The organism is Neoroseomonas marina (assembly GCF_012927745.1).
Classification (GTDB): domain Bacteria; phylum Pseudomonadota; class Alphaproteobacteria; order Acetobacterales; family Acetobacteraceae; genus Neoroseomonas; species Neoroseomonas marina.
Map to the genome: position 1 here is coordinate 58,706 of NZ_JABBKX010000013.1, position 11,789 is coordinate 70,494.

14 protein-coding genes are annotated in these 11,789 nt (G+C 71.0%); 2 read left to right on the forward strand and 12 right to left on the reverse strand.

All coding sequences use genetic code 11. The features are described 5' to 3' along the window. Positions 1–2: 2 nt before the first annotated feature. Together GWK16_RS23735 and rpsD are read right to left on the reverse strand one after the other, a co-directional pair. A complete protein-coding gene (locus tag GWK16_RS23735) occupies positions 3–515 on the reverse strand; it encodes a cysteine dioxygenase family protein (protein WP_170056459.1) in 513 nt (170 codons plus the stop codon). Positions 516–750: 235 nt separating this feature from the next. Next, on the reverse strand, positions 751–1,368 hold the full coding sequence (rpsD, locus tag GWK16_RS23740) for a 30S ribosomal protein S4 (protein WP_168042560.1): 618 nt from the start codon (positions 1,366–1,368) through the stop codon (positions 751–753). A gap of 162 nt (positions 1,369–1,530) precedes the next feature. On the opposite strand from rpsD, the gene GWK16_RS23745 reads away from it, so the two are divergent. Further along, complete coding sequence (locus GWK16_RS23745; RefSeq protein ID WP_248291590.1) at positions 1,531–1,767, forward strand: hypothetical protein; 237 nt, start codon at positions 1,531–1,533, stop codon at positions 1,765–1,767. A gap of 60 nt (positions 1,768–1,827) precedes the next feature. Here GWK16_RS23745 and GWK16_RS23750 read toward each other — a convergent pair whose 3' ends face one another. The 8 genes from GWK16_RS23750 to GWK16_RS23785 all read right to left on the reverse strand — a co-directional run bounded on the left by GWK16_RS23750 (position 1,828) and on the right by GWK16_RS23785 (position 9,304). After that, positions 1,828–2,667: an RNA methyltransferase gene (locus tag GWK16_RS23750; RefSeq protein ID WP_170056460.1), complete on the reverse strand. Its 840-nt coding sequence runs from the start codon at positions 2,665–2,667 to the stop codon at positions 1,828–1,830. Next, positions 2,664–3,029: a CopM family metallochaperone gene (gene copM, locus GWK16_RS23755; protein ID WP_170056461.1), complete on the reverse strand. Its 366-nt coding sequence runs from the start codon at positions 3,027–3,029 to the stop codon at positions 2,664–2,666. Before copM ends, GWK16_RS23750 begins: the two co-directional genes overlap by 4 nt. 61 nt (positions 3,030–3,090) lie before the next feature. Then, positions 3,091–4,515 (reverse strand): cysteine--tRNA ligase, encoded by a 1,425-nt coding sequence (gene cysS, locus GWK16_RS23760; protein ID WP_170056462.1) that lies wholly within the window; start codon positions 4,513–4,515, stop codon positions 3,091–3,093. 147 nt (positions 4,516–4,662) lie between these two features. Further along, positions 4,663–5,997 (reverse strand): glutamate--tRNA ligase, encoded by a 1,335-nt coding sequence (gltX, locus tag GWK16_RS23765; RefSeq protein ID WP_170056463.1) that lies wholly within the window; start codon positions 5,995–5,997, stop codon positions 4,663–4,665. Then, positions 5,994–6,299, reverse strand: coding sequence for a hypothetical protein (locus GWK16_RS23770; protein ID WP_170056464.1), 306 nt, complete (start codon positions 6,297–6,299; stop codon positions 5,994–5,996). Before GWK16_RS23770 ends, gltX begins: the two co-directional genes overlap by 4 nt. Beyond that, the gene (locus GWK16_RS23775) at positions 6,296–6,685 is read right to left on the reverse strand and encodes a hypothetical protein (protein WP_170056465.1); all 390 of its coding nucleotides are present in this window, start codon (positions 6,683–6,685) and stop codon (positions 6,296–6,298) included. Before GWK16_RS23775 ends, GWK16_RS23770 begins: the two co-directional genes overlap by 4 nt. Then, a complete protein-coding gene (locus GWK16_RS23780; protein WP_170056466.1) occupies positions 6,682–8,352 on the reverse strand; it encodes an NAD+ synthase in 1,671 nt (556 codons plus the stop codon). Before GWK16_RS23780 ends, GWK16_RS23775 begins: the two co-directional genes overlap by 4 nt. 34 nt (positions 8,353–8,386) lie before the next feature. Beyond that, on the reverse strand, positions 8,387–9,304 hold the full coding sequence (locus tag GWK16_RS23785; protein WP_170056467.1) for a DMT family transporter: 918 nt from the start codon (positions 9,302–9,304) through the stop codon (positions 8,387–8,389). Between the two features lie 76 nt (positions 9,305–9,380). Here GWK16_RS23785 and GWK16_RS23790 point away from each other — a divergent pair, with 76 nt between their 5' ends. Further along, entirely contained in the window at positions 9,381–10,424 is a 1,044-nt protein-coding gene (locus tag GWK16_RS23790) for a 2OG-Fe(II) oxygenase family protein (RefSeq protein ID WP_170056468.1), read from the forward strand. 18 nt (positions 10,425–10,442) lie between these two features. Here GWK16_RS23790 and GWK16_RS23795 read toward each other — a convergent pair whose 3' ends face one another. After that, entirely contained in the window at positions 10,443–11,618 is a 1,176-nt protein-coding gene (locus GWK16_RS23795; protein WP_170056473.1) for a beta/alpha barrel domain-containing protein, read from the reverse strand. A 53-nt stretch (positions 11,619–11,671) separates the two neighbouring features. Next, positions 11,672–11,789, reverse strand: a 118-nt coding sequence (locus GWK16_RS25815; protein ID WP_248291593.1) for a 3-deoxy-7-phosphoheptulonate synthase, incomplete at its 5' end; no start/stop codon positions are given.

An 11,789-nucleotide genomic window follows, 5' to 3' on the forward strand; every position in this document is an offset into this window, starting at 1 on the left:
GGTCAGGCCGCGTGGATGCGGTTCAGGTCCGTGCAGAAGCGGGCGTAGGGCAGGCCGTAGGCATGGATCGAGATCGCCGTCTCGGTGCCGAGGTTGGCCAGGCGATGGATCGCGTCCGGCCGCGCCGGGCCGAAGGTGATGTCGCCCGGGCGCCGCATCGCGATGCCGGAGGGCACGGGCGGTTCGCCCGGTTCGTAGAAGGTCTCGGTCAGGATGCCGCGATGCACGCCGACGGCGCACCATGCCTTGTGACCATGGACGGGAGACATCTGGCCGGGGCGCCAGACCAGGGCGGCGACCGCCCAGCCTTCCTCGGCATCCTCGTGCAGCAGGTGGCGGATGTAGGTCTCGGCCCGGCAGGGACAGTCGCGGCCGAGCAGCAGCATCGGGTCGGCGGCGAAGCGGCCGATGACCTCGGCGACCGCTGCGGAAGGGTCGTCGCCGGCCGTGCGAAGGGCGGCGGAGATGCCGTCGGTCATGGCATCGAGGGCGCTGCGGGCGGCGATGACGTTCATGCGCGGATCCTGCGGGCGGACCGGCGGTGAGCCGGAGAACGTGTCTGTCGCCACACCCTATCCGGAGAGAGAAATCTTCTTCAAGTCTTTTATTGCAGGAAAACTTCAACCCCCACGGGCCCTGCCCAAGGATTCCGCATCTCTACGGGCTACCTGCCCATTGCCTGGGCCCTGAAACGCAAAACGCCGGGACCCGAAGGCCCCGGCGCTGCCAGGCGACGATCCGAGGAACGGATCAGCGGCTGTAGAATTCGACGACCAGGTTCGGTTCCATCTGGACCGGGTAGGGCACGTCCGAGAGCTTCGGCGCGCGGAGGAACTTGCCGCGCATCGCGCGGTGGTCGACCTCGATGTATTCCGGCACGTCGCGCTCGGCGGACTGGGCGGCGTCGAGCACGGCCACGAGCTGCTTCGACTTCTCCTTCACCTCGATCTGGTCGCCGTCCTTCACGAGGTAGGAGGGGATGTTCACGCGCTTGCCGTTCACGGTCACATGGCCGTGGTTGACGAACTGGCGGGCGGCGAACGGCGTCACCGCGAACTTCATGCGGTAGATGACGGCGTCCAGGCGGCGCTCCAGGATCTCGATCAGGTTCTCCGAGGTGTCGCCCTTCCGGCGAACCGCTTCCTCGTAGTACTTGCGGAACTGCTTCTCGCCGATGTTGCCGTAGTAGCCCTTCAGCTTCTGCTTCGCCATCAGCTGCACGCCGAAGTCGGTCGGCTTCTGCTTGCGGCGCTGGCCATGCTGGCCGGGGCCATATTCACGCTTGGCGATCGGGGACTTGGCGCGGCCCCAGAGGTTCACGCCGAGGCGGCGGTTGATCTTGTACTTGGATTCGGCGCGCTTGGTCATGCGCTGCACCCCGCCGCGTTGCGCGTGCGGGCCTTCTTACTGTGCCCCGGAGGGCTGTTGTCCCGGTAGGCCTGGGCCCAGGCTGGGCGAAGGCGGGCGCAGGCCCCGAAGGCCTGTCCACGTTCCCGGAAGGTGGCGGTCGTCTAGAGGTGCGGGCCGGGCTTGTCAAACCAAGGCCTTGGCCCCTACTCCGCCGCCATGGTGACGCGATCGGACATCCTGGTGCTCGGCCTCACGGCGGGCGTGGTCGGCAGCCTCGTGGGCGGGCTGATGCTCTATGCGGGGCTTGCCCTGGTGCTCAACGGCAATCATGCGGGGTGGATCCTGGCGCTGCCGGCGGCGCCGGCGGGCGGCGGGCTCGGGCTGCTGCTGGCGCGGAAGCTGGCGGCCAAGCTGTAACGCGAGACGGGGCTTCGCCCCGAAACCCCACCAGGGCTCTGCCCTGAACCCACCAAGGGCCTAAGGGCCCTTGGAACCCGATACCTGCCACGGCGCCGCAGGGTCGTCCTTGTCCGGGCGGCCGCGGCGCATGCGGCCGCGGGAGAGTTCCGTGACCACGCCATGCAGGGTGCGGAGCTCCTGTTCCGTGACCTCGCCGCGCTGGAACCAGTGGCGCAGGTTGCGGACCATCCCCGGGCGCTTTTCCAGGTTGTCCAGGAAGCCCGTCGCGTCGAGCTCGGCGACCAGACGGTTGAGGAAACCCTCGAGCTCGCCCTTCGTCGCCACGCGCGTCTCGTTGGTCATCAGGGCGCGCGGCGGGGTCGTCTCGGCGGCCGTCCACCATTCATAGGCCAGGATCATCACCGCCTGGGCCAGGTTGAGCGACATGTGCTCGGGGTTCAGCGGATAGCGGACCAGCGTGTCGGCGCAGGCCATGTCCTCGTTCTCGAGGCCCGCCCGCTCCGGCCCGAACAGCACGGCGGACCGCAGGTTGCGCGCGGCGATCTCGCGGAGGTCCTCCGCCGCGGCGCGCGCGGTGCGGACCGGGACCACGACATGGCGCGGGCGCGGGCAGGTCGCCATCACGCGGTGGCAGTCGGCGACCGCCTCCGCCACGGTATCGAAGACCTGGGCCGCATCCAGGATCGCATCGGCACCCGAGGCGGAGGGATAGGCATCGGCCTGCGGCCAGCCGTCGCGCGGGGCGACGATCCGCAGGTGGAAAAGCCCGCCATTGGCCATGGCCCGCGCCGTCGTGCCGATGTTGCGCGCCATCTGCGGGCGCACCAGCACGATGATGGGGCTCTCGCCCGCCGGCGGCGTCAGCCTCGCCCGCCCATCCTTCCGCCCGCCGGTCATCGCGGCTGGGTGCGGGCGAGGAAGGCGCGCAGCTGCGCGATCTCCGCCTCCTGCGCGCGGATGATGTTCTCGGCGAGCGCGCGCATCTCCGGGTCGGAGCCATGGCGCAGGACGACGCGGGCCATGTCGATGGCGCCCTGATGATGCGGGATCATGCCGGCGGCGAAGTCGCGATCGGCATTGCCCGTGTAGCGGATCGCCATGTCGCGATGCATGCGGTCCGACGCGGCGCGGTATTCGCGCGTCGAGGCCGGTTCCTGTGCGGCGGCCGCGGCAGGGGCGCCATGGCCCTGATGCGACGGCTGCGCGAGGGCGGGCAGCGCGACCAGGGCGGCGGCAAGGGCAAGGACGGGACGGATCATCTGTGTTTCTCCCGGTTGGAGTGGACCGGGTGGGGAGATGGGGTTTCCCACAATGGGAAGGTCAAGCGCGCCGCCAGGTGGTCCCGCCGGCGCCGTCCTCGAGTAGGATTCCCTTGGCCTTGAGGTCGTCGCGGATGCGGTCGGCCTCGGCCCAGTTCTTCGCCTTGCGGGCTGCGAGGCGGGCGGCGATGGCGGCCTCGACGTCAGCGGCGTCGTCGCCCCCACCCTGCAGCCAGGCGGCAGGATCGCCGGTGGCGACGCCGAGCACGGCGGCGGCCTCGCGGAAGGCGGCGGCGGCTACGCCTGGCGCGGGTGGCGTGGTCAGGCCCGCGCGCTCCATGGCGACGGCCGGGGAGCCGCCGACGGTCACGGCATTCTCCAGCGTACGCAGGTCGCGCAGACGCGCGAGGGCAAGCGGCGTGTTCAGGTCGTCGAGCAGCGGCGCGATGACCCAGTCGGCCAGGTGCGTCGCGGCACCGCCGCCGGGCGCGGCCGGCGCGCGCGAGAGCATGGCGTAGTGGTCGTCGAGCTCAGCCTTGGCCTCGCGCAACGCCTCCATCGTGAAGTCGAGCGAGGCCCGGTAATGCGTGCGCAGCAGCAGCAGGCGGAAGGCCTCGCCGGCCCAGGGGCCTTCGGCGAGGATGTCGCGCACGGTGCGGAAATTGCCGAGCGACTTCGACATCTTCTCGCCGTCGACGAGCAGCATGCCGTTGTGCATCCAGTAATGCGCGAAGGCATGGCCCGGGAAGGCGCAGACGGATTGCGCCACCTCGTTCTCATGGTGCGGGAAGATCAAGTCGTGCCCGCCGCCATGGATGTCGAATTCCTCGCCGAGATGCTTCCACGACATCGCGGAGCACTCGATGTGCCAGCCCGGGCGTCCGCGGCCCCAGGGGCTACCCCAGCCAGGCGTGGCGTCGTCGGAAGGCTTCCACAGCACGAAATCGCCGGCATCGCGCTTGTAGGGTGCGACGTCGATGCGCGCGCCGGCGAGCAGTTCGTCCGGCGTGCGGCCCGATAGCTTCCCGTAGTCGCCGAAGGAGGGAACGCTGAACAGGACGTGGCCATCGGCCGCATAGGCGTGGCCGTTCGCGATCAGGCGCTCGATCAGCGCGATCATCTCGGCGATGTGGCCGGTCGCGCGGGGCTCGACATCCGGCGGCAGGGCGCCGAGGGCGGCCATGTCGCGGTGGAAATCGGCGGTGGTGCGGGCGGTGATGGCGGCGATCGGCTCGCCGGAGTCACGGCTGCGCGCGTTGATCTTGTCGTCCACGTCCGTGATGTTCCGGACGTAGGTCACCTGCGGATAGAGCCGGCGCAGCAGCCGGGCCAGCACGTCGAACACCACGACCGGGCGCGCGTTGCCCAGATGCGCGAGGTCGTAGACCGTCGGGCCGCAGACATACATCCGCACATGAGCCGGATCGATCGGCTGGAACCGGCGCTTCGTGCGCGCGGCGCTGTCGTGGAGGAAGAGGTCGGTCATGGCGGTCCGTCGTCGGCGGAGGTCGGGGGCGTCGTGCAGGCGCGCGGGGAAGCATCTTCCCCGGAAGAGCGGTTCAGCGACAGAGCGCGGGCGCGCGGAGCCTGGACGCGGACATGCCTTGCTTATGGCGCGGAACCCGCGCCCGGTTCAAGCGCCCGCTGACAGGCGCAACCGGAACGCCGCCCTTTCCCGCCCGATCAGCGGCAGCAGGGTGCCGAGGTCGGGGCCCTGTTCCTCCCCGGTCAGGGCCAGGCGCAGCGGGTGGAACAGGCCCTTGCCCTTGCGGCCGGTGGTGGCCTTCAGGGCCTCGGTCCAGGCGCGCCAGGTGCCGGCATCCCAGGGTTCGGGCGGCAGGGCAGCGAGGGCCGCGGCGAGGAAGTCGTGCTCCCCGTCCTGCACCGGCGGGATGATCGTGCCGCGGACGATCTCGAACCAATGGCGGGCTTCCCGCATCAGGTCGAGGTTGCCGCGGATGGCGAGCCAGGCGGCCTCGTCCGCACCCTCGGGCAGGCGGGCGCGGATGGCGTCGAAGGGCGCCTCGTGCAGCACGCGGCGGTTCAGCGCCAGCATGTGCCGCGTATCGAAGCGCGCCGTGGCGTGGGAGGTGCGGGCGATGTCGTAGGTGGGCGCGAGGTCGCGCGGCATCCCCGGCACCGGATCGGCGGATGTGCCAAGCGCGGCGAGGTAGCCCACCAGCGCCGCCGGCTCGATCCCATCCTTGCGCAGGTGGCGCAGCGAGATGGAGCCGAGGCGCTTCGACAGGGCGCCGCCTTCCTCATCCGTCAGCAGCGGCAGGTGGCCGAAGGCGAGCGTCGCGGGGTTCCCGCCCAGCGCCTCGAAGAGGTCGAGCTGGATGCCGGTGTTGGTGACGTGATCCTCGCCGCGGATGATGTGCGTGACGCCCATCTCGAGGTCGTCGACCACCGAGGTGAAGGTATAGAGCGGCGAGCCGTCGGCGCGGACCAGCACGGGGTCCGAGATGGCGCTGAGCTTCACCGTGCGGTCGCCGAGCACCAGGTCCCGCCAGCCGACCGAGCGCATCGACAGCCGGAAGCGCCAATAGGGCTGCTTGCCGTTGGCGAGGGCGCGCTCGATCTGCTCGGGCGTCATCTTCAGCGCCTCGCGGTCGTAGATCGGCGGGCGGCCTTCGCGGCGGCGGCGCTCGCGCTTGTAGGCGAGTTCCTCCTCGGTCTCGAAGCAGGGGTAGAGGCGGCCGGAGGCCTTCAGCTTTTCCGCGGCGGCGGCGTAGCGGTCGAGCCGGTCGGACTGCGCGACGCGCTCATCCCAGTCGAGGCCGAGCCAGCGGAGATCCTCCTCGATCGCCTGCGCGAATTCGGGCTTGGAGCGTTCGAGGTCGGTGTCGTCCAGGCGCAGCACGAAGGCGCCGCCGTGGTGGCGCGCGAAGAGCCAGTTGGCGACGGCCACGCGGGCATTGCCGACATGGAGAAGACCCGTCGGCGACGGGGCGAAGCGGAGTTTCATGCGGAGGGATCGAGCGCCTGGTAGTCGGTGTCCGCCTTGCGGGCGGCGGGATTGGCGATGCAGTGGGCGAGCCAGGCCTGCAGGTCGAAGCCGGGCGCGATCGCGTATTCGCCGAAGGAGAGATAGGCGTCGCGCAGCGCATCGGGCGACGCGTATTCGCCCCGCAGGCCCTCGATCTGGTCGCGCACGAAGCGGCGGGCGTATTCGGCGGCGGCCTCCGCGGTGCGGAAGCCGTCGACCGACCATTCCTCGTCGGGGTCCTGGTAATGCGCGAAGTCGCCGCAGAGGACGGAATGGCTCACGCCTCGTCCTCCTCCTCGTCGTCGTCCTCGTCCTGGCGGGGATCGAGGACGCGCCAGTTGCGCTCCTCGGCGTCGCGCACGGGCGTGTCGGCGAAGTCCTTGAGTTCCGAGCGGCTCACCCAGGCATCGTCATCGGCGCCGAGCACCTCGGCATCCTCGCCATAGGCGAACCAGGCGTCGAGCACGGCCTTGGCGTCCATCCCCGGCGCGCGGCAGCGTTCGACGGAATCGCGCACGTAGCGGCGGGCGAAGGCGTTGGCGTGCTCGATGCTGATGAAGCCGGTCACCGTCTCGACCGGATCGGAACCGTTGGCGCCGGACATGTCCATGATCTGCACGGCGAATTCGCCGCGCGGGAAGACCTCGGCCTCGAATTCCCCGCTCATTTCACCAGCGCCGTGAAGCCGTTGGTGATCGGGTAGCGGCGGTCGCGGCCGAAGGCGCGGGCGGTGATCTTCACGCCCGGCGGCGCCTGGCGGCGCTTGTATTCGGCGCGGTCGAGCAGCTTCCAAACGCGCAGCACGGTCGGGCGGTCGAAGCCGTCCGCCACCAGGGCGTCGACCGATTTCTCGCCCTCGATCAGCCCTTCCAGGATCGCGTCCAGCACCTCGTACTCCGGCAGGCTGTCCTGGTCCTTCTGGTTGGGGCGCAACTCGGCGGAGGGCGGCTTGGTGATGACACGTTCGGGCATCACCGCCCCCGCCGGGCCGAGCGCGCCGGCCGGGACATGCGCGTTGCGCCAGCGGCAGAGCGCGAAGACCATGGTCTTGTAGACGTCCTTCAGCACGGAATAGCCGCCGCACATGTCGCCGTAGATGGTGGCGTAGCCGGTGGACATCTCGGACTTGTTGCCGGTGGTCAGCAGCATGTCGCCGAACTTGTTGGACAGCGCCATCAGCGTCACGCCGCGGATGCGGGACTGGATGTTCTCCTCGGTGATGTCCGCCGGGCGGTTGCCGAAGGCGGGGGCGAGCATCGAGGTAAAGGCATCCATCGCCGGCCCGATGCCGATCGTGTCGTAGCGGATGCCGAGCAGGCGCGCGCATTCCGCCGCGTCCTCGAGGCTCTCGCCGCTGGTGTAGGGCGAGGGCATCATCACCGCGCGCACGCGGTCGGGCCCCAGCGCATCGACGGCGACGGCGGCCGAGATCGCGGAATCGATGCCGCCCGACAGGCCCAGCACCACGCCCGGGAAGCCGTTCTTGCCGACATAGTCGCGCAGGCCGAGCACCATCGCCGCATAGACCTGCCCGAGCCGGTCCGGGACCTTCGCGATGGCGCCGGGCTTGCAAACCAAGCGCTCGCCCTCCCGGTGCCATTCGGTCAGGCGCACCTCCTCGGCGAAGGATGGCATGAGCTGCGCGAGCGAACGGTCGGGATTGAGCACGAAGGAGGCGCCGTCGAAGACGATCTCGTCCTGCCCGCCGACCTGGCCGAGGAAGACGAAGGGCAGGCCGGTCTCGACGACGCGCGTCACCGCGAGCGGCAGGCGCTGCGTCTCGTGCTTGTCGGCCTCGAAGGGGGAACCGTTGATCGACAGCAGGATCTCGGCGCCGGTCTCGCAGAGAGTCTCGGCGACCGTCGGCAGCCACCAATCCTCGCAGACCATCAGGCCGATGCGGAAGCCGCGGAACGGGATCGGACCGGGCACCGGGCCGGCATCGAAGACGCGCTTCTCGTCGAAGACGCCGTAATTGGGCAGCTCGTGCTTGGCGCGGCGGGCGGCGATGCGCCCGCCTTCGAGGAGGAAGGCCGCGTTGTGCAGCTTGTCCCCGTCCTGCCAGGGGCCGCCGACGATCAGGCCGGGGCCGCCATCGGCGGTCTCGGCGGCGAGTTGCGCGATGATCTCGGCGCAGGCCGCGACATAGGCCGGCTTGCGGACGAGATCCTCGGGCAGGTAGCCGCCGACCGAGAACTCCGGGGTGACCACAAGGTCCGCGCCAAGGCGCGCCCCTTCGGCCCGCGCCGCGCGGATGCGGTCCGCATTGGCGGTGAGCGCGCCCACATGGGTGGTATTGATCTGCGCGAGCGCGATCTTCAGCGTGTCGGCCATGATCCGCGGAACCTAGGTATCGCCGGGGTGGGGGTCAACGCGATCCGCCGATCCCGAGCAGCATGCCCGCCGAGACCAGCAGCACGGCCAGCAGCCCGACGGGGGGCAGCGCCTCCCCCAGCAGCGGCCAGGCGACGAGGGCGACAATGCCCGGCACGGCGGCGCCGATCATGGTCGTGACGGTCGGGCCGAGGGCGGTGACCGAGCGGGTGAACAGGACGCCGGCGATGATCGCCGCCCCCGCCCCCTGGAAGGCCGCCTGGCCGAGGATGGCCGCCCAGGAGGCCTCGGCCAGCCCCGAAGGCAGGAACAGCCACCAGACCGGCAGATAGACCGGCGCGGCGGTCAGCCCGATGGCGAGCGTGGTGTCGAGCGCCGGCAGCCGCCAGCGCTGGACCAGCAGGGTGTAGACCGCCCAGCTGCTGACCGCGGCGAGGAACAGCAGGTCCCCCCGCCAGGCCCCCGCCCAGGCCCCGCCCGTCGTCACGGCGAGCAGCAGGCTGCCCGCGATGATCGTTCCGATGCCGAGCATCCGCCGACGGGAGGGCATCCCCTGCCCCGCCAGCGCGGCGAGGATGGCCGTCACCGCCGGCAGGCCGGCGGCCATGATCGTCGCGCCATGCGCGGCCGGGGCGAGCCGGTAGCCCGCATAGGCCATGATCGGGAAGCCGAGCCCTGCGAAAACCAGCGCCGCCGGGATGCGGGCGACGGGAACCCGCGGCAGGCCGCGCAGCGCCAGGAAGGGCAGCACGCAGAGGAAGGCCCCGCCGTAGCGCAATGCGGCGACATCCCAGGGCGTCAGCGTCTCCCGCACGACGAAGCGGGAGACGAGATGGAAGCTCGCCCAGACCAACAGCAGCAGCACGGCGCAGATCCAGCCGATGCGGCGTTCGCGCGCGGCCGCGTCGGGCGTGATCGGGGCCCGGGCGGGCGGCGGCGTCGGATCCGGCATAGACGTCGATCATCGCCGATCGGCCTCGATCCAGAAACCGGTTCCGGCCCACACATTCCGGTGCGAGATTGCTGCCATGTCGAACAGCGCCTCCCTCGGGCAAGGGGATCTCCTCCTCTCGCTCACGCTCCCCGACGCGGCCGGGAAGAACGTCGACCTGCACGGCCAGGCCATCGCCGGGTCGCACCGCGTGCTGCTGCTCGGGATCGAGCCGACGCCGGAGCGCCTGGCCGCCGCTATGGCACAGCTCGCGGAGCGCGGGGCGCAGCTGTTCCTGGTGGTGTGCCAGATGCCCGCCGGTGCGCCGCGGCCGGGCGGCCCGCAGCGGCTGTTCGACCCCGCACGGCGGCTGCTCAACGGGTTCGGCCTGCCCGATGTGGGCGCCGTGGTGCTGACCCCGCGCGGGCGGATCGGGTTTCTCGGGGCGGGCGAGTCGGCGCTCGACGCCGCGATCGAGTCCATCCCGCCGCCACAACCCGCCGCCGCGCCGCGCCGCCAGGGCGCGCCCGTGCTGATCGTCCCGAATGTCCTCGAACCCGCCTTGATCGAGGCGCTGCTGACCCATTGGCGCAACGGCACCAAGAGCCAGGGGCGCGTCGCCATGGGCAGCGAGGCCGTCGGCACCGGCGCGGTCGCCGACATCAAGCGCCGCACGGATGTCTTCCTCGACGACCGGGCGCTCTATGACCGCTTCCAGCAGCGGCTCGAACGGCGCGTGGCGCCCGAGATGTGGCGCGCCTATCGCTTCCGCGCCGCGAGCTTCGAGGCGCCACGGATCGGCTGCTACTCCGCGACCGACGCCGGCGCCTTCGGCGCGCATCGCGACAACCGCACGCCGACCACGGCGCATCGCCGCTTCGCGATGAGCCTGAACCTCAACACCGGCGACTACGAGGGCGGGACGCTGCGCTTCCCCGAATTCGGCTCCGAGGAATATGAGCCCGAGGCGGGCGGCTGCGTGATCTTCTCCTGCGACCTGCTGCACGAGGCGCTGCCCGTCACGCGCGGGGAGCGCTTCGCGATCTTCACCTTCTTCACCGATGCCGAGGGTGCCGAGCAGGAACGCCGCCTGATTGCCCAGGCCATGGCGCAGGGCAAGCAGGGTGTGGACATGCGCTGATCGCGCAGGGTGGCGCCGTCAGGCGCCCCCGCGCCGGCGCGCCCCGTTGCGCAGCAGGAATTCGCGCCCGACCTTCACCCGCGGCGTGCCGTCATAGTCGACGATGTCGGCGGTCGCGTAGGTCTCCGACCAGGCGTCGGGGATGAAGGATCCGGTGCCGACGACGTCGATCGGCGCCTTGGCCTCGGCCATCACGCGGCACTTGCCGACCCCGAAGCCGGAGGAGGCGACGATGCGGACCTTCGGGAAGCCGGCGGTGTCGAGTTCCTCGCGCATCTTCCAGATCGCCGCGGCGGAAACGCCGGTGCCGACCAGGTGGCGCAGTTCCGTCTCGCTGCGGTAGCGGCGGATCGCGCCCGGCGCGTGGCGTTCCAGCACGGCGTAGGATTCCGCCGGGTCGAGGCCCTCGAGGAAGCGGCCGCCATGGGTGTCGAGGCGCACCGCCAGCCGGCCCTCGGCGGCGAGTTCCGGGAAGCGCCGCGCGACCGCCAGGCCGTCCGTCACCTCGCGCCCGAAATAGTCGACGAGGACGGTGAGAGGCTCGGTCGGATAGGTCTCGTGGAACATCTCGGCCGCACGGACGGTGGTGCCGGCGTAGCCGATCAGGGCGTGCGGCATGGTCCCGTAGCCGGACTTCTGGCCGAACCAGTGGGCCGTCGCGTCATTGGCGTTGCCGATGAAGCCCTTGGCCCCTTCGGCCTGCGCCGCTCGGCTGCCGACGGAGGCGGCGTAGGCCATCATCTCCTGCATCTCGGCCCCGGCACAGTGCCGGGCCTCCATGGCCAGGAAGGCGACCTTCGGCAGTTCGAGGCACATCTGGTAGGCGTTGTGGGCGGCGACGCAGGCCGCGCCGAGCTTCTGCAGCAGCAGCGTCTCGAGGTCCGACAGCGCGACGAGCGAGCCGGTGATGTAGAGCAGCGGATCGCCGGCGCCGACCCACACACCTTCCTCGTGCATCACCTCGATGTGCACGTCGGTGCCGCGGGCCTTCGCCACGGCCCGCAGCCAGTCGAGCATCAGCCGCGGCGCGCAGACCACGGGACGGCGCAGGAAGACCGCGTAGGTCACCCGCGTGTCGCCGAAGCGCGCGACGATCTGCTTGGTGCGGTTGAAGTAGGAATCCGTCCGCGCGGTGATGACCGCGTCCGACGTGTCGGTAGGCGGCGTGGCGGCGGGGGCATCCCGCCGCGGCACGCCGGTCGCCAGCGCGGCGCCGAGCGTGGCGCCGCCGAGCGGGGGCGGCTTGTTCACTGCGCCGCCTGGGCCGGGGTCGCGAGCGCGGCGGCCTTGCGGGGCTTCAGCTCCTCCGCGCTCAGGAAGGCCAGTTCCAGCGACTGCTCGGCATTGAGCCGCGGGTCGCAGGGG